This is a genomic window from Pedobacter sp. (assembly GCF_965279535.1).
Lineage (GTDB): Bacteria > Bacteroidota > Bacteroidia > Sphingobacteriales > Sphingobacteriaceae > Pedobacter.
In genome coordinates this window covers 1,504,182-1,521,847 of sequence record NZ_OZ257244.1, presented here as the reverse complement: position 1 = coordinate 1,521,847, position 17,666 = coordinate 1,504,182, and the positions used below count along the sequence as shown (strand labels likewise).

Below are 17,666 nucleotides of genomic sequence, written 5' to 3'. Positions count from 1 at the left end.
ATTTTGCTACAAATATAGTTGTTCTCTTATTTAAAGGCTTCTTGTTCAACCCTGGAGAAATTAAATTAAAAAGGAGCATTTGTTGAAATGCTCCTAATAGTTATGGGGTATTTTTTATAATCCTCCCTTTCTGGTCGCTTTTTTCTGCTCTGGCCAGGCAGCAGGTTTTCCGGTGCGCTCATTTACAGGTAAATCTGTCGCTTTTTCCCTCGATGTTTTTTCAGGATCTTCGCAAGCCATATACACCATGATTGCAGCCAGGATTACATTGCTTCTGATCTCATCAAAAACCAATTTATCATAACTATCGCGATTGGTATGCCAGGTATAGGTGCCATAATCCCAACTGGTAGAGCTTAAAGAGAAGCCTGGAGCACCCACTGCTACAAAAGAGGCAAAGTCTGATCCGCCACCACCCGGGGTGCCAGGGAAGCTGGTTTTGATTTGATTTTTAATGGTATCTGGTACTGCAGCCAACCAGCGGGTTAAATAATCTTTCGCCTTGGCAAAGCCCTGACCAGATAGATTCACCACGCGGCCTGTACCATTGTCTTGATTAAACAAGGCTTGCAGGTTATTGATTATTTCAGGATGGTCTTCTACAAAGGCTCTTGAACCATTTAATCCCTGCTCTTCACTGCCCCAATGGCCTACCAAAATGGTACGTTTAGGATTAGGATAAAACTTTTTAAGCACACGCAGCGCTTCCATCATTAAAATTGTACCGGAGCCATTGTCTGTGGCGCCACTCGCTGCATCCCAGGAGTCAAAATGGGCGGATAGCATTACATATTCTTTTGGCTTCTGCTTACCCTTTATTTCAGCAATCGTATTAAAGGTAGGTACAAGCCCTAATTCTTTTGATTCGGCCGATATTTTCAGCATGGGCTTGTTGCCGTTAACGGCTAAACGATAAACTAAACCATAATCTTCCACAGATAAATCTATGGTAGGAATTTTTGTAGTATTGGCACCAAAAACTTTATCTACACCGAAACCCTGCGACCAATTGTTGATAATGATGCCTGCAGCGCCAGCATTTTCTATTGATAAAGCCAGGTTCTTGGCGGTCAACCCCGTTTTAGTAATGCCTGCTGCCCAGGCTTTTGCCGCGGCTTCTTTTTCTTTTTTGTATTTTTCAAATAAGTCTTTAGTAGCAAATTCCTCCCAGTTTTTCTCTGGCCGACCAGAAATCTGGTTCATAGAGATCAAAACCAGTTTACCGCTAACGCTGGGAAGCCACTTTTGGAAAGCAACAGAATCTGTAATTGCAGGTAAAACGATAGCCTCGGCATTAATGGCTTTGCCATTTGTTGATGGGCTCCAGGCCAGCTGAGTGCCCTCAAGTGTTCTTAGCCTTGGGCTAATCAAATCAATATGGGTAATTCCTCTTTCCCAACCACGCCATTCGCCCCATTTCTCATTCTTTGCAGAAATTCCCCAATCATTATATTTTTTAACTGCCCAGTCATTGGCCTGTTTCATTTGCGGACTACCAACCAGGCGCGGTCCAACTACATCTAAAAGTTCGTGCGCTAATTTCTCTAATTGTGAGTTTTCATTAACTTCTTTAACAATACCTTCAATTATTTTCTTGTCTTGCGCAAAAGATAGCGAAGAGGCGGCTAAAAATAGCGCTGATAGCAGGAGTTTTTTATTCATAGTAAGTTTAGTTAATTATCTGAAAAGCTAATTTACCAAATAACTATGCGCATTATGCTTTATTAATGGAAATGTTGCACTTTATTGCTTTAACCAACTCCGCATCTTTAAAAGCCAGCCCGCTGGATTTTTTCATGGAAAGGAAGATACTCTGAGAGCGCTGCAGAGCCATACCAATTGTATAGTTCGGCATCAAGCACTTTACTTTTTACTGCCGGATCGGTTTCCAGGAGCTGTCTGGCCTCTTCTATAGATTTGGTATTGAGGATGAAGATTCCGCGGTAGTTTTTGTCATTTTTCCCCATTGGACCAGCAACGATGAGCTTGTTCATCTCTACTAATTTCCCCATATTGGCCATGTGGCCTGCAAAAAGGCTATCGGTTTTGGCCTTTGTTTCTGTAGTGTTAGTGCCGGTTTTTAAAATCACTAAAACATACATCTTCATTCCGTAATTATCGGCCCCTAATTTTTTAGCTAATGCCTCATCAAAGGCAGCTTTTGGTTTTTTCTCCTGACCATTAACATAGAGAATTGTGCAAAGCAGACAGGCAAGCAGTGATATCTTTTTCATAACGTTTTAGTTTGGTTGCATTAAAAATACTGAATTTGTGGGGAATGGGAAATACGAAATTTGCGTTAACAGGTTAGGTTTTGTTGGCTCAGGTCGCTAAACCGCAATTTAAGCTGAGGTTTAGCGTACTTACCAGTTGAAAGTTCAAAAGAAATACCAAAGCTGCGTAAAATAAACCTGATTGACGCGAACACGAAGTGCAACGGAGTAAAGCAAAAAGCAGGACTGCCATACCGAAGTACTACAAGCCCTGCTTTTCAGTTTTCAGGTAACAATTTTCAGTTAGAAGTTTAACATTAAGGGGTGTCAGTTCAATTAAGCAATTAAACGTTTCAACAATTAAACAATCCCGCCCGAATCTTATTAGTTATTCATCATTTTGATAAACGCTCCAAGTTTTGCTTTCATGGCTCTTCTATCAACAATAAAATCAAGGAAACCATGTTCCAGAACGAATTCTGAAGTCTGGAAACCTTTTGGTAAATCTTTTTTGATGGTTTCTTTAATAACCCGTGGGCCCGCAAAGCCGATTAAAGCACCTGGTTCAGCAATATTGATATCACCTAACATGGCATAAGAGGCAGTAACTCCACCTGTTGTTGGGTCGGTTAATAAAGAAATATAAGGAATTTTTGCCTGGCTTAATAAGGCCAGTTTAGCCGAAGTTTTAGCCATTTGCATTAAAGAAAATGCAGCCTCCATCATTCGTGCACCTCCAGATTTGGAGATCATTAAAAATGGAATTTTGTGTTTAATGCTATAATCGATAGAACGGGCAATTTTTTCTCCTACAACTGAGCCCATTGAGCCTCCAATAAAGGAGAAGTCCATACAGGCAATAACGAGATCCTGACCTTCAATTTTACCTGTAGCGGCGCGGATTGCATCTTTTAAGCCTGTTTTAGCCTGGCTTTCAACAATCCTGTCTGTATAAGGTTTGTTATCGTTAAAGTTTAATGGGTCGCCAGAAGTTAAATTGGCAAAAAGCTCTTTGAAATCGTTATTATCGAATAAAACCTCGAAGTATTCTTTTGAACCTACGCGGAGGTGATAATCGCAATAATGACAAACATATTTGTTTTCTTGCAGTTCTGCCTGATGTAGGGGTTTTTTGCAGTTTGGACATTTATTCCACAGACCATCAGGTGCTTCTTTTTTCTCTTCGGTTGTGGTAATGATACCTTTTTTTTCTCTCTTAAACCAAGCCATATAATTTTTTAAAGAATTGGATTGCAAAGAAACGAAAAATTATTTTAACTCAAGTATTTCTATTTAGTGTAAATGTTACACTATGGATAATGTAGTTTTTACACTAAATTGGCCTTATTTTGCTTGTAGGCAAATAATTCTATATGGATAAAAGCTTGAAATGTTATTTTTTTTTATAACTTCGGACTTAATAAAATTAACAAGAGATGAGTTTAAAAGGCTACAAAGGCGTAATTTATGGAGATGCCGTTCAAGAATTATTTGAACAGGCAAAAAAACATCAGTTTGCATTACCTGCAGTAAACGTAACCGGAACCAATACGGTTAATGCAGTAATGGAAACGGCAAAGGCAGTAAATTCGCCAGTTATGATTCAATTATCTAATGGTGGTGCGCAGTTTTATGCGGGTAAATCTTTAGATAACGAGAAATTACAAGCATGTATTTTAGGTGCTGTATCTGCAGCTAAGCATGTACACTTATTGGCAGAGCATTATGGCGTTGCAGTGGTTTTACACACTGACCATGCTGCTAAAAAATTATTGCCCTGGATTGATGGCCTTTTAGACCATGGTGAAAAATTCTTTGCTGAAACCGGAAAACCATTGTTTTCTTCACATATGTTAGATTTATCTGAAGAATCTATCGAAGAGAATATGGAGATTTCTGCTAAATATTTAGCACGTATGGCTAAGATGAATATGACTATCGAAATCGAGCTGGGTGTTACCGGTGGTGAAGAAGATGGCGTAGATAATAGCGATGTAGACAGTTCAAAACTATATACCCAACCTAGTGAGGTGGCTTATGCATATGAAGAGTTGAGTAAAGTTTCTCCTCGTTTCACTGTTGCTGCTGCTTTTGGTAACGTTCATGGTGTTTATAAGCCAGGAAACGTAAAATTACAACCTGTAATCTTAAAAAATTCTCAGGATTTCATCAAAGAGAAATTTAGCTTAACTGCCGAGAAACCAATCAACTTTGTATTCCACGGTGGTTCTGGTTCTTCACAGGAAGAAATCAGAGAGGCAATTTCTTATGGAGCAATCAAAATGAATATCGATACAGATATGCAATGGGCTTTCTGGGAAGGTATTTTAGAATACTATAAAAAGAACGAAGCTTATTTACAAGGCCAGATCGGTAACCCTGATGGTGATGATAAACCAAACAAAAAATACTATGATCCCCGCGTTTGGTTACGTAAGGCTGAAGAGGCTTTTGTTAAACGTTTAACAGTAGCTTTCGAAGATTTAAACTGTGTGAATGTAAATGATAAACTATAAGGTTTTTATTTAACATTACGATGATAAGAAAACGCCATGGGTATAAAACCTATGGCGTTTTTGTTTGTTTTATGGCTATATTTAATCAAACAAAATGTGATGAGAAAATCTAAAGAATTCAAAAAAAGCAATTTTTTTGAGCAATTTGCTAATGCTGCAACCAAGTTTACCGGAAGTTCTGTTGCATTTATTGCTGCAACAGCTATAGTTTTAGGATGGGCACTCACAGGTCCTTTATTCAACTATTCTGAGACCTGGCAACTGGTGATTAATACAGGTACTACGATTATTACCTTTTTGATGGTTTTCCTTATTCAAAAAGCACAAAATAAAGACGGTAAGGCAATTCAGTTGAAATTAAACGAACTCATTGCTGCTCAGAATGGTGCCAGTAATCGTATGGTTGATATCGAAGACCTGAGTGAAAGGGAACTGGATCAACTGCATAAATTTTACGTTACTATTGCTGCACTTGCCAAAAAAGAGGCCGATATTCATTGTTCACATTCTATAGATGTAGCTAAGCAATTAAATGAAATAAAATTACAAACGAATAAACATTTTAAATCTAATCAATAATGAGCCTTCAAGTCCAAAAAGTAATACATCCGGAAGATTTAGATAAAGTATTTGCCATTCGCAAAATTGTTTTTGTTGATGAGCAGAATTGTCCGCCAGAACTAGAGTGGGAGCATGAAGATGAGTCTATTCATTTTTTAGCTACACACAATGGCCAGCCCTGCGGTGCATGCAGGTGGCGTAAAACGGATGCAGGATATAAATTAGAGCGCTTTGCGGTGCTAAAAGATTTTAGAGGGCAGGGGGTTGGCCGTGCTTTAATCGCTGAAGCTTTATCTGATTTACCCGAAGATGCACATTACATTTACCTCAACTCCCAGTTGGATGCGATGAGTTTGTATGCCAAATTCGGTTTTGTTGCCGAGGGTGATCAGTTTGAAGAGGCTGGTATTCAGCATTTTAAAATGGTTAAAAAGGCATAGCGCAAACGGGGCAATTATCCAAATATCCTGGACGAAAGGATCATTGCCTCATTCCACTTATCCATATTTAGATTCAAATTTACACCCTTTGAATTAAGAAAGGTAATCACATCCTCAGTAGCAATATTTCCGGTAAGGTCATCTGCAGCCATCGGACAGCCCCCGAAACCTTTTAATGCCGAATCTATGCGTTTTACCCCTGCATCATAAGCTGCAGCTATCTTTTCCACTCGCTCTGTAGGGGTAGAGTGAAGGTGAATTCCAATTTCTGTGTGATTAAACCTCGAAATCAACTTAGGGAGTATAGAAGTTATTTTTTCAGGTGTAGACACCCCTACAGTATCAGCTAATGAAAGTATTTTAACGCCTTTGCTGATGAGAATATCAGCCCAATGTTCTACAATTTCATAATTCCATTCGTCTCCATAAGGGTTTCCAAAACCCATAGAAAGGTAAAGCACTGCAGTTTTATCATTTTTATCACAAAGTGAAAGCATTTCCTCTACCGTTGTGAGAGATTGCGCAATACTCGAATTCGTATTGCGCTGTTGGAACGTTTCTGAGACAGAAAAAGGGAAACCAAGGTAATTGATCTCTTTATGCTTAACAGCTTCTTCTACGCCTCTTAAATTGGCTACAATGGCCAAAAGCCTGGTAGAGGTATTACTCAAATCTAATTGAGCTAAAACTGCTGCTGTATCTGCCATTTGAGGAATAGCCTTTGGTGATACAAAGCTTCCAAAATCTAATGTGTCGAAGCCCACTTGAAGTAACAGGTTGAGATAGGCCGACTTAAGTTGTGTAGGCACAAAATCATGTAGTCCCTGCATGGCATCTCGAGGGCATTCTACTAATCTGAATGGGTTTTTGCTCATTTTTATTTTATTGTAAAGAATTTAAAACAACAAGCTGCTATTCAAATTTCCACTAATGACTAATGACTAATGACTAATGACTAATGACTAAAGTTAAAGTACCCTGTTCTTGTAAGCATCATAGTCAGTTAGCGCGGCTTCGTATGTACCTTGCATAAATGGTGATGAGATTAAGAAGTCTGCTGTCGCCACATCGCAAGCCATTGGAATATTCCAAACAATGCCAATTCTTAACAGGGCTTTTACGTCAGGATCATGAGGTTGTGCTTCCATCGGATCCCAAAAGAAAATCAGCACGTCAATTTCACCCTGGGCAATTAATGCCCCAATTTGTTGATCCCCACCTAAAGGTCCGCTTAGAAGTCTACGCACGGGTAGGTTTAAATTTTCTTCAATTAATCTTCCTGTTGTGCCGGTTGCAAGCAGTTCATGCCCTACAAATGCATCTCTGTTTCTAAGTGCCCAATTTACCAAATCATCTTTTCGGTGGTCATGTGCTACTAATGCTATCTTTTTTTTGGGCGCTAATGTTTTAACAGTCATTTAAAAGTTTGTGGTTAAGGTGTTTTTACTTCTTTTACACTGGGAACTTCAGACCGATAATCTATGCTTCTGTCTTTCGCAAAGGTTCTAATGATCAGCCTGGTGCCTCTATCATAGCTAAAGTAGCTCCAAACCCAGTTTACAAAAACAATGATTTTATTCCTAAATCCTACCAGTGTCATCAAATGTACAAACATCCAGGTAAACCAGGCAAAAACACCTTGAAAACGTATCTTGCCGATATCTACCACAGCTTTGTTCCTGCCTACTGTAGCCATAGATCCCTTGTCGAAGTATTTGAATTTTTCTAAAGGTTTATTCTCCCTAATATTTATCAGATTTTTGGCAAGCTGGTGGCCTTGCTGAATGGCAGCAGGTGCTACGCCTGGATGACCATTTGGCGTTTCTTCATCAATAATTGCCGCAACATCGCCAATGGCATAAATATTCAGATAGCCGACAACCAGATTATGAGTATCAGTTTTTATCCTGCCCCCTCGAACTACTTCAGCTTTATCCAGACCAGGAATCACTTCACCCTTTACACCTGCACTCCAGATCACTGAAGAACTTAGGATAGGTGCTTTATCTTGCAAGGTTAGGGTATGGCCATCATATCCCAATACACGGGTAGTATTCATTACTTCAACTCCCATTTTGGTAAGGAAGTCTTTAGCCTTCTGTTGCGCCTGTGGTGACATGGCACCCAATAACTCGGGAGAATTTTCTATCAGATAGATATTAACCTTACTGATATCCATTTCTGGATAATCATTGGGTATCACATGTTTTTTAAGCTCTGCAATGGCTCCAGCTGTTTCTACACCGGTTGGACCGCCTCCAACGACTACAAAATTAAGTAGGGCAACTTTTTTATTGAGATCTTTTTCAATAAGTGATTTTTCGAAATTCTGTAAAATAAGACTTCTTAAATCCAGTGCTTCTGGGATGGATTTCATTGGCATTGCATTGGTCTCGATCTCTGTGTTGCCAAAGAAATTACTGGTCGATCCGGTCGCTATTACCAGATAATCATAATTTACTTTACCGATATCGGTTAGGACATAGTTTTCTGATGAAACAACTTGTGTTACTTTCGTTACCCTGAATATAAAGTTTTTCTGTCCTTTAAAAATTTTTCTGAGGGGGAATGCTATAGAATCAGGCTCTAAACCACCTGTTGCCACCTGATAAAGCAGGGGCTGGAAAGTATGATAGTTGTGCTTATCGAGCATTACTACCTGAAAAGGCTTATTCTTTAATCTTTTAGCAAGTTCAATACCACCAAATCCGCCACCAACAATTACTACTCTGGGATATTCACTTTTAGGAAGTTGTAAATCCATGTTTTACCGGTTTTAATCTATACGAATGTAACAAAAAGATGGCCAAAAGGTTTATTGAATGCCGTTTTGAACAATAAATCCGATCCGAAAATGAGATATAACGTTGCGATGACTGTTAAGGTTAGGTGTAAAGAGTAGAAGTTGAAAGTCTCAAGTTGAAAGTGGCGTACAGACGAAAACTTAACTGCTTTAGGTTTGTGTAACTAGCTTCTAATACATTGGTAATAAACACCTGATACAAAAAAAGCGTCTTGATACTAGATCAAGACGCTTTTTATATTTAAGATTTTAAAATCTATTTTTTCTTTTCTTCTGAGCTACCCAAATCGATTACGATAGGAGTAGAGATACATAAAGATGAGTAAGTACCGATGATACGACCAATCAATAAGGCGAAGATAAATCCGCGGATACTGTCTCCACCAAAGATGAAGATAACCAATAACACGAAGAATACGGTTAATGAGGTTAAGATCGTACGGCTCAATGTGCTGTTTAAGGCAAAGTTGATTAAGTTATTACGTTCCTCACCGTGTAAATCAGCTTTTCCGGCATCTTTCAAGCGTTCACGGATACGGTCAAATACAACAACTGTCTCTGTCATGGTATAACCCATTACCGTTAAGATGGCTGCGATGAAATCCTGGCCAATTTCCAGTGAGAATGGCAATACACCATCTAAAATAGTATAGAATGAAAGTACCATTAGCACGTCATGGAACAATGCGATTACCGCACCTAAACCATATTGCCATTTTTTAAACTGGATTACAATGTAGATAAACATGAACAAGCATGAGATCAATACTGCATATAAAGCACCGTTTACAATATCACTCGCAATAATTGGCGTTACTTTTTGTGAACTTACGACCTCGTATTTAGAACCAGCTAAACCTTTGTTCAATGCATCTTCTACTAACTTATCAGTTTTAACATCCTGATCTTCGATATGGAAAGTTGTGGTAATTTTTACCTGACTATCTTCACCAGCAGTTTTAACCTCAGGCGTTTCATTACCAAATGCAGGAGTTAATTTTGATTTTATATCTTCCGTGCTAACAGCCTGATCGAAATGCACCAGGTAAGTTCTACCACCTTTGAAATCAACACCTAAGTTTAAACCACCATTTTTGAAGTAGAAAACGATACCTAAAACAATGATGATTGAAGATATTGCATAATAAATTTTACGACGTCCAACGAAGTTGAATGAAATATTTTTAAATGCGTTTCTGGTTACACTATTATCAAAACTGATATCGATTTTACGGTTAAGTAAAGATTCAAATACTACTCTAGAGATTGCAACAGCTGCAAATAGAGAAGAAAGAATACCAATACATAAAGTAGTTGCAAAACCTCTAACCGGACCACTACCGAATGCATAAAGGATAGCTCCTAAAATGAATACTGTAACGTTTGAGTCAATAATTGAAGGCATTGCATGTTTGAAACCCTCTTTGATTGCAACAGGCGTACTCTTTCCATGTGCTAATTCTTCACGCACGCGCTCGAAGATCAGAATGTTCGCATCTACGGATAAACCAATGGTTAAAACAATACCGGCAATACCAGGTAAAGTTAACACTGCACCAAATGATACCAGGATACCAATGATGAAGAATAAGTTGATTAATAAAGCAAGGTTAGCAATCCAGCCGGCACGGTGATAATACAATGCCATGAAGACTAAGATTACAATAAACGCGATAACAAATGAAATTAAACCATCGTGGATTGCCTGAGCACCTAAAGTAGGTCCTACAACGAAACTTCCTGCAATACGAGCAGGAGCAGGTAGTTTACCAGCTTTTAAGATGTTGGCTAAATCCTTTGTATCATCCTGTGTAAAGCTTCCTGTGATTGACGAAATACCATTAGGAATTTCGTTTTGTACAGTAGGAGCAGAATACACCTGATTATCTAATACAATTGCAATTGCTTTTTTATTTTGAGGATCAGCAGAAGCTTCAGCAGTAATTTTTTTCCATTTAGCAGCGCCTTCGCTGGTCATGTACATGGTAACCTCTGGTTTTCCTTTTTGATCAAAGTCGTTACGGGAATCGCTGATTGCTTCGCCACCTAGATCTGGTTTACCATCTGCATTTGTAGCTTTAATGGCATAAAGCTCGAATACTTTAGAATTTTCTCTAGGTTTAACGCTCCACATAAACTTCATTGTAGAAGGAATAGCTGCAGCAACCTCAGGGACTTTAAAGTATGCATTAACTTTAGCCGTATCTTTTTGTAAAGCTAAACCAACAACTGCACCTGGCATTAATTGTTGTTGACCATTTTCACCTTGATAGATAGGCAAGCTTAAAACAGTATACAAAGGATTAGTTTTTGTGAACTCAGCTTTTAAAGCTGTAGAGTCTTTTTTACCTAAGCCAGCAAGTTTACCACCTTTAGCATCAGCGCTGTCTTTTGTAGCAGCTTTTTCTAAACCCGCTAATTTACCGCCTTCAGCTTTTTTAGCTGTAGTATCTGCAGCAGGAGCAGTTGTTTTTAAAGTAGCAGCTAAAGTTTTGTTAATGTTTTCTAACAAAGGATAAACTTCTTGTACCTGGTATACTTGCCAGAATTGAAGTTCTGCAGAACCTTGTAAAAGTTTCGAAATACGCTCTTTATCCTGAACACCGGGCATCTCGATTAAGATCCGGTTACTGCCCTCTTGCTTTTGCATGTTTGGACTCACCACACCAAAACCATCAATACGTGAACGTAAGATGATAAATGAGCGATCAATCGCACTTGAAGCCTCTTTCGATAAGAAAGATTGAACCTCTGAGTTGCTTGCGTTAGCTTTTAATTGAGAAGCATTGTCTTGGTTAGAGAAGAAATCTGCAAGTTTAACGCCCGGGCTTAATTTTTCAAACTCATTTACAAATAATTTGATGTAATCTTTGCCACCAGCATTTAATTGGGTTTGAGCATTTTGTACAGCCTGGTTGAAATTAGCATCAGTAGGATTGCCTGCTAATGATTTTACCAATTCTGCTAACGATATCTCCATCGTTACGTTCATCCCGCCTTTTAAGTCTAGACCTAAATTAATCTCTTTCGATTTTACATTCTGATAAGTAAAACCCAATAACGGGTAAACTTTCTCACCACTCATCGAGTCTAAGTAAGCCTTTTCTTTTGCTAAATCACCTTTCGCATAGTTTTTTGCGTCTTTTTCTACCTTAGAGGAAACTAAAGTAAAAGAGAGGCCGTACGCACAAACGATAGCTAAAACTATCGCTATAAACTTAATAAAACCTTTTCCTTGCATTTTTTGTTTAAAATAATTTGTCTTTCGCTGTTTTTTAACAAGTCGGCAAATCTAATTAAATTTTTAAATTATAGAACCTCCTAATTGATAATTTATTAAGATTAATTTTTAATCGTTAACAAATGTCGCGTTTGCCCCCTAAGATGGAATTAAATTCGCTTAATATTATCGGCAAAGCGCTCAAACCTCATTTAATTCTTTCCAATACCTCGAAGGTATAATCGTAGGGATTTTTTTCATCTGCCGCATGCCTTTCCGATTTTACGACTTTCCATTCTGACCTGTTGATGGGAGGAAAAAAGGTATCTGCCTCAAATTGGTGATGAATAGTCGTTAAAAATAAGGTATGTGTAAGGGGAAGCGCTTGTTTATAAATTTCTGCTCCGCCAACAATAAATACGGGTTTTTCTTCTTCTTTTGTGATTTCCAGCGCTTCAGGCAAGCTATTAACAACTTCTACTCCATTAATTTTTAATTGAGTGTCTCTGGTAATCACAATATTTCTTCTGTTGGGTAGGGGTCTGCCGACAGAATCGAAAGTCTTGCGCCCCATAATCACCGTATGACCGGTTGTGGTTTGTTTAAAGAATTTTAGGTCAGCAGGCATATGCCACAAGAGCTGATTGTTTTTGCCAATGGCAAAGTTTTCGCCTACGGCGACTGCGATACTAATAGACATTAAAAAATGTTGTTAAAATAAATCTGAATGTGTTCCTAATCTATCAAGATAGATTTCTTTTGTGTCATTATTTTGAAACCATATCATTAACCAGTCACTTTTGATATGGCACTCCCAAAAACCAGCATAATCTCCACTTAATAAATGAGGCTTGAATTTCGAAGGTAGGGTTCCGGTTTCTCTTAAGGTTTGCAATACAATCTCAAGAATTGAAATATCATACCTTCTTTTTAAACAGCGCTTATAATCTTTTTTAAATTGAGTTGAAAAAGACAGGCTATACATTTTTAGGAATTTAACTTATTCATCAAATCCTCATGACTTGAAGTTTTAGTCAAATCCTTGCCTTTACTGGTTTTGGTCATGGAAGCCAGTGTTTTTTTATTTGGCTGTTTATCAGTATTTGGAGTAATGGTTACACCAAGCTCCTTTAGTAACTGCTTAACAAGATTTGTTTTTTGTTCGGGGACACTAATTAGAAATGTTTCCATAATTACAAATATAACAATTATTGTTACTCATTGTTCGACAGTATAATTGAGTGACGGTTTATTCTGTTGATAAACAGCTGGGCTCATAAATACTATCTATTTATGATAGTCAATTAATTTCCCTTCAGGGGCTGGCAGCTATACAGCTACAATGCCTTTAATGTGTGGGTGTGCCTCATAATTTTCTAATGTAAAATCTTCAAATTTGAAATCAAATATGCTTTTCACTTCAGGGTTAATCTTCATTTGAGGTAGTGGTTTCGGATCTCTGCTCAATTGAAGCTGTGCCTGCTCAATGTGGTTGTTGTATAAATGGGCATCTCCGAGGGTATGGACGAAATCACCCGCTTCCAGATCGCAAACCTGGGCAACCATCATGGTAAGTAGTGCGTAAGATGCAATATTAAAGGGAACACCTAAAAATATATCTGCACTGCGTTGATACAATTGGCAGCTTAATTTACCATCGGCTACATAGAACTGGAAAAAGGCATGGCATGGCGGAAGGGCCATGTTTTCAATCTCGGCAACATTCCATGCTGAAACAATAATTCTTCTTGAATCAGGATTGTTTTTAATGGTATTGATGATATTAGTAATCTGATCGATGTGTTTCCCGTCAGGTGTAGGCCAGCTTCTCCACTGAGAACCATAAACAGGTCCTAAATTTCCGTTTTCATCTGCCCATTCATCCCAAATCCGAACGCCATTGTCTTTTAAATATTTAATATTGGTATCGCCTGATAAAAACCAGATGAGTTCATGAATAATGGATTTAAGATGGAGCTTTTTGGTTGTAACCATTGGAAAGCCTTCCTGAAGGTTAAAACGCATCTGATGACCGAAAACGCTGATAGTTCCAGTGCCAGTACGATCATGTTTTTGTGTGCCATTATCCAGCACATGCTGCATTAAATCTAAATATTGTTTCATAACCCATCACCCCAAAAAGGGTTTTCAAATTGTAAATAATTGATCAATTGCAAATATCTAAAATTTATCATGGGTTGAACTTTTTAGTTTTCGACAAAATGCAATTTTTAAACAAGCCTGACTTTTGTATGTTTGCAAAATGAGCCATCCGTTTGTTTTGGCAATACGGACTCAAAACTTATGACTTCAGACGCGCAACTAAAATGCTATCCTTTCCAAACGCAAAAATAAACCTGGGTTTAAACATAACAGAAAAACGTGCCGATGGCTATCATAACCTGGAGACTGTTTTTTATCCGATCGGACTTAAAGATGCTGTAGAAATTTCGGATGCCGAATTGACTTCCTGCAAAATCCACGGTATTCATATCCCGGGAGATGCACAGGACAATCTCTGTGTAAAGGCCTACCACATGTTAAATGCTGATTTTGGATTACCGCCTCAGCAAATCAACCTGCTAAAAAATATTCCTGTGGGAGCCGGCTTAGGTGGAGGATCTGCTGATTGTGCCTTTGTAATCAAGTTGCTTAATCAAAAGTTTAACTTAGGGCTTTCAGTTGAAGCCATGCAAAACTATGCGCGTAAATTGGGGACCGACTGTGCCTTTTTTATCGAAAATAAACCTGTGTACGCCTTTAATAAGGGTGATGAGTTTGAAAGTTGCGAAATTGATTTGTCAGCTTATTTTAAGGTTTTAGTAAAACCCCCAATACATGTGAGCACCGGGGATGCCTACGCGCATATAAAACCACGAAAGCCTTTGCATTCCCTAAAAGAAATCATACATTTGTCTCCAACAACATGGAAAAATAAGGTAATCAACGATTTCGAAGATTCGGTATTCGTTAAATATCCCCAAATTCATCAAATAAAAACCAGTTTATACGATGCAGGCGCAGTATTTGCTCTTATGAGTGGAAGCGGCTCATCTGTTTTTGCCCTTTTTAACAAAGCGGTGAAATTACCCGAACTGGAACAACCTAACTTAGTTTATTACGATATTTAATTTAGGCTGGGCTCAATAGTTTGATACTTGAGGCTGGCTACTTTATACTAACAAACATGAATATAAATCTCATCCGCAAAAGCGGTAAGTTTAATTTCGAAGCCGAAAATGAAAGCGGTTTCACTGTAGAATTAGATGCAAAAGCTGCCATTGGTGGCGAGGGTAAGGGTTTTAGACCAATGGAAATGCTATTGGTAGGTTTAGGAGGATGTAGCGGGATAGATATGGTAAACGTATTAACAAAACAAAAAGAGCCACTTGACGACATTAAAATAGCAATAAATGCGAGTAGAAAGGATGAAGAAATGCCCCCTATATTTGATGTTATTGATATTCACTTCGATTTGTATGGCGATTTAAGCACTCCAAAAGTAGAACGCGCCCTGGCCATGACTTTTGATAAATATTGCTCCGTTTCCAACATCTTAGGACGATCAGCAACCATTAACTTTACTTATAAAATTAATAAATAATAAAAAAGTTGAAAGTACAAAGTTAAAAGTAGAAAGAGGAATGGTACTTGGATAATGATCTTGCTTCTAATGAAGGAGTTATTCTACTTGACATTATAGTCTTGATACTGATGTCTTAATGCTTGATACTAACGTCTTGATACTTGATACTAATATCTTGATACTCGATACTAACACCTCAACACAAAAAAATACCGACACTAACAATTTATAATGAAATCCGAAAATTTTGAAACCATAGCTATACGCACTCAAACCGAACGCAGCTTACACAAAGAGCATTCATCGCCAATTTACCTCACTTCGAGCTATAAATTTGATGATGCAGAAGAAATGCGCGCCTTATTTGCCAATGAGAAGGAAGGGAATGTGTATAGCCGTTATTCAAATCCAAATACCTCTGAGTTTATCGAAAAAATGTGCCTTTTAGAAGGTGCAGAAGATGGATTTGCTACAGCAACAGGTATGGCTGCGATTTTTACCACTTTTGGTGCCTTTCTGAAAAACGGCGATCATATCGTCTCCAGCCGATCTGTTTTTGGTTCTACTCACCAATTGCTGACCAATGTTTTTTCTAAATGGGGAATCACTTTTGATTACGCCGATTTGGATAAGCCGCAGGATTGGGAGGGCTTAATTAAGTCTAATACCAAAATGATCTTTGTAGAAACGCCTTCTAATCCTGGTATAGATATTATTGATCTGGAATTTTTAGGTGATCTGGCCAGGAAGCATAATCTTCTTTTGGTGGTTGATAATTGTTTTGCTACCCCATATTTACAACAGCCTATCAAATTTGGCGCACATATTTCTATTCATTCGGCTACTAAATATATTGATGGCCAAGGGCGTGTTTTGGGTGGTATTATTTTAGGTACCAAAGAACTGATTGCTGAAGTGGTAGGTTTCGCCCGTCACAGTGGACCAGCTTTATCGCCGTTTAGTGCATGGATTTTATCGAAGAGTTTAGAAACATTGGCTATTAGAATGGATCGTCATTGCGACAACGCCTTAAAAGTAGCTGAATACTTGGAGAAACACCCTAAAATAAAATTGGTAAAATATCCTTTCCTGCCATCACATCCGCAGTACGAAATTGCGAAGAAGCAAATGAAGCAAGGTGGTGGTATTGTAACCATTGTAGTAGATGGAGGAGTAGAAGGTGCACGTAAATTTATGGACAGCCTAAAAATGTTCTCTATTTCTGCGAATTTAGCGGATACCCGTTCCATTGCAACACATCCGGCTACCAGTACGCATAGCAAATTAACAGAAGAGCAGCGCAATGAGGTGGGGATTGAGCAAGGATCCATTCGTTTATCTATAGGACTTGAACACATCAATGATATACTTGCTGATATTGAGCAGGCATTAGCATAAAACTGCTTATTTAAGCATAGTAAATTCAGCGGGGCATCGGTACGATAGCCCCGCTTTGCGTTTGTATCAGCAGCTAAAGGATAAAACAAAAGCACTTATAATACAATCAGTATTGATACTTTAAACTGAATTCTTGATTCTTGCTACTTGATTCTTGCTACTTGATTCTTGATACTTTTAAACAACTCGCCACCTCCACAACTAAACAATTAAACCACTAAATTAGCTTCATGAACGATGTAGAATTTATCTTAACTGAGCTGAAATCTATGAGCGAACCGGCTTATCTGGAAAAAATGGCTCACTTTGGGATCGACATTGCTAAAGCCTTTGGAATCCGTGTTCCAGATATCAGGACGTTGGCCAAACAAGTAGGAAAAAATCAGGCTCTTTCTCTCGAACTCTGGAAAACTGAAATTCACGAAGCCAGATTATTAGCAACTTTCATTGGTGATTACAAACAAGTAGATGAGGCTCAAATAAACGCCTGGACGAAAGATTTCAATTCATGGGATATCTGTGATCAGGCTTGTGCTAATCTGTTTGTTAAAACGCCTTATTTTATGCCCAAGGTATTGGAGTTTAGTCAGGCAGAAGCGGTATTTGTAAAGCGAACAGGATTTGTGCTCATGGCAGTTGCTGCTGTACACCTCAAAAAAGAACCTGACGAAACCTTTTTGTCTTTTCTTCCAATTATTGAGCGGGAAGCTTATGATAGCCGAAACTTCGTTAAAAAAGCCATTAACTGGGCCTTAAGACAAATTGGAAAGCGAAATGCGTTTTTACATCCATACGCAATACAAACTGCACATAATATTCTCTCCCAAAACAATAAGAAGGCAAATTGGATAGCATTAGATGCTTTGAGAGAACTTGAAGGGCAGAAAGTATCCGAAAAACTTAAGCTTTAACAATTACTTATCCTACAT

Annotated in this window: 18 protein-coding genes; 7 read left to right on the top strand and 11 right to left on the bottom strand. The window is 38.3% G+C overall.

Going from position 1 to position 17,666, the window contains the following annotated elements; translation table 11 throughout:
* Window positions 1-114: 114 nt before the first annotated feature.
* From ACQY77_RS05915 to accD, 3 genes are all read right to left on the bottom strand, one after another.
* On the bottom strand, window positions 115-1,662 hold the full coding sequence (locus ACQY77_RS05915) for a M20/M25/M40 family metallo-hydrolase (protein WP_421938905.1): 1,548 nt from the start codon (window positions 1,660-1,662) through the stop codon (window positions 115-117).
* A gap of 107 nt (window positions 1,663-1,769) precedes the next feature.
* Window positions 1,770-2,234 (bottom strand): YciI family protein, encoded by a 465-nt coding sequence (locus ACQY77_RS05910; RefSeq protein WP_421938906.1) that lies wholly within the window; start codon window positions 2,232-2,234, stop codon window positions 1,770-1,772.
* A gap of 363 nt (window positions 2,235-2,597) precedes the next feature.
* On the bottom strand, window positions 2,598-3,443 hold the full coding sequence (accD, locus tag ACQY77_RS05905) for an acetyl-CoA carboxylase, carboxyltransferase subunit beta (RefSeq protein WP_421938907.1): 846 nt from the start codon (window positions 3,441-3,443) through the stop codon (window positions 2,598-2,600).
* Between the two features lie 206 nt (window positions 3,444-3,649).
* On the opposite strand from accD, the gene fbaA reads away from it, so the two are divergent.
* From fbaA to ACQY77_RS05890, 3 genes are all read left to right on the top strand, one after another.
* Window positions 3,650-4,729, top strand: coding sequence for a class II fructose-bisphosphate aldolase (gene fbaA, locus ACQY77_RS05900; RefSeq protein WP_421938908.1), 1,080 nt, complete (start codon window positions 3,650-3,652; stop codon window positions 4,727-4,729).
* A 99-nt stretch (window positions 4,730-4,828) separates the two neighbouring features.
* Window positions 4,829-5,308, top strand: a complete 480-nt coding sequence (locus ACQY77_RS05895) for a low affinity iron permease family protein (RefSeq protein ID WP_421938909.1) — start codon at window positions 4,829-4,831, stop codon at window positions 5,306-5,308.
* Window positions 5,308-5,730: a GNAT family N-acetyltransferase gene (locus ACQY77_RS05890; protein ID WP_421938910.1), complete on the top strand. Its 423-nt coding sequence runs from the start codon at window positions 5,308-5,310 to the stop codon at window positions 5,728-5,730. The genes ACQY77_RS05895 and ACQY77_RS05890 overlap by 1 nt, the downstream gene beginning before the upstream one ends.
* Window positions 5,731-5,744: 14 nt before the next feature.
* Here ACQY77_RS05890 and ACQY77_RS05885 read toward each other — a convergent pair whose 3' ends face one another.
* The 8 genes from ACQY77_RS05885 to ACQY77_RS05850 all read right to left on the bottom strand — a co-directional run bounded on the left by ACQY77_RS05885 (window position 5,745) and on the right by ACQY77_RS05850 (window position 13,877).
* Window positions 5,745-6,605, bottom strand: coding sequence for a hydroxymethylglutaryl-CoA lyase (locus ACQY77_RS05885; protein ID WP_421938911.1), 861 nt, complete (start codon window positions 6,603-6,605; stop codon window positions 5,745-5,747).
* A 93-nt stretch (window positions 6,606-6,698) separates the two neighbouring features.
* Window positions 6,699-7,148 carry a methylglyoxal synthase gene (locus ACQY77_RS05880; RefSeq protein ID WP_421938912.1) on the bottom strand — a complete coding sequence of 150 codons (450 nt, stop codon included), beginning with the start codon at window positions 7,146-7,148 and terminating at the stop codon, window positions 6,699-6,701.
* Between the two features lie 14 nt (window positions 7,149-7,162).
* Entirely contained in the window at window positions 7,163-8,494 is a 1,332-nt protein-coding gene (locus tag ACQY77_RS05875; RefSeq protein WP_421938913.1) for an NAD(P)/FAD-dependent oxidoreductase, read from the bottom strand.
* A 295-nt stretch (window positions 8,495-8,789) separates the two neighbouring features.
* Window positions 8,790-11,774 (bottom strand): protein translocase subunit SecDF, encoded by a 2,985-nt coding sequence (gene secDF / locus ACQY77_RS05870; RefSeq protein ID WP_421938914.1) that lies wholly within the window; start codon window positions 11,772-11,774, stop codon window positions 8,790-8,792.
* Window positions 11,775-11,961: 187 nt separating this feature from the next.
* On the bottom strand, window positions 11,962-12,453 hold the full coding sequence (locus tag ACQY77_RS05865) for a dihydrofolate reductase (RefSeq protein ID WP_421938915.1): 492 nt from the start codon (window positions 12,451-12,453) through the stop codon (window positions 11,962-11,964).
* 12 nt (window positions 12,454-12,465) lie between these two features.
* The gene (locus tag ACQY77_RS05860; protein ID WP_421938916.1) at window positions 12,466-12,738 is read right to left on the bottom strand and encodes a type II toxin-antitoxin system YafQ family toxin; all 273 of its coding nucleotides are present in this window, start codon (window positions 12,736-12,738) and stop codon (window positions 12,466-12,468) included.
* 2 nt (window positions 12,739-12,740) lie between these two features.
* On the bottom strand, window positions 12,741-12,944 hold the full coding sequence (locus ACQY77_RS05855) for a hypothetical protein (RefSeq protein WP_421938917.1): 204 nt from the start codon (window positions 12,942-12,944) through the stop codon (window positions 12,741-12,743).
* 138 nt (window positions 12,945-13,082) lie between these two features.
* Window positions 13,083-13,877, bottom strand: coding sequence for a thymidylate synthase (locus ACQY77_RS05850; protein WP_421938918.1), 795 nt, complete (start codon window positions 13,875-13,877; stop codon window positions 13,083-13,085).
* A gap of 203 nt (window positions 13,878-14,080) precedes the next feature.
* Between ACQY77_RS05850 and ispE the strand changes: the two genes are divergently transcribed.
* The 4 genes from ispE to ACQY77_RS05830 all read left to right on the top strand — a co-directional run bounded on the left by ispE (window position 14,081) and on the right by ACQY77_RS05830 (window position 17,648).
* Window positions 14,081-14,884 (top strand): 4-(cytidine 5'-diphospho)-2-C-methyl-D-erythritol kinase, encoded by an 804-nt coding sequence (ispE, locus tag ACQY77_RS05845; protein WP_421942393.1) that lies wholly within the window; start codon window positions 14,081-14,083, stop codon window positions 14,882-14,884.
* Between the two features lie 56 nt (window positions 14,885-14,940).
* The gene (locus tag ACQY77_RS05840) at window positions 14,941-15,357 is read left to right on the top strand and encodes an OsmC family protein (protein WP_421938919.1); all 417 of its coding nucleotides are present in this window, start codon (window positions 14,941-14,943) and stop codon (window positions 15,355-15,357) included.
* A gap of 213 nt (window positions 15,358-15,570) precedes the next feature.
* Window positions 15,571-16,737, top strand: coding sequence for a trans-sulfuration enzyme family protein (locus ACQY77_RS05835; RefSeq protein WP_421938920.1), 1,167 nt, complete (start codon window positions 15,571-15,573; stop codon window positions 16,735-16,737).
* Between the two features lie 230 nt (window positions 16,738-16,967).
* A complete protein-coding gene (locus tag ACQY77_RS05830; RefSeq protein WP_421938921.1) occupies window positions 16,968-17,648 on the top strand; it encodes a DNA alkylation repair protein in 681 nt (226 codons plus the stop codon).
* Window positions 17,649-17,666: the final 18 nt, after the last annotated feature.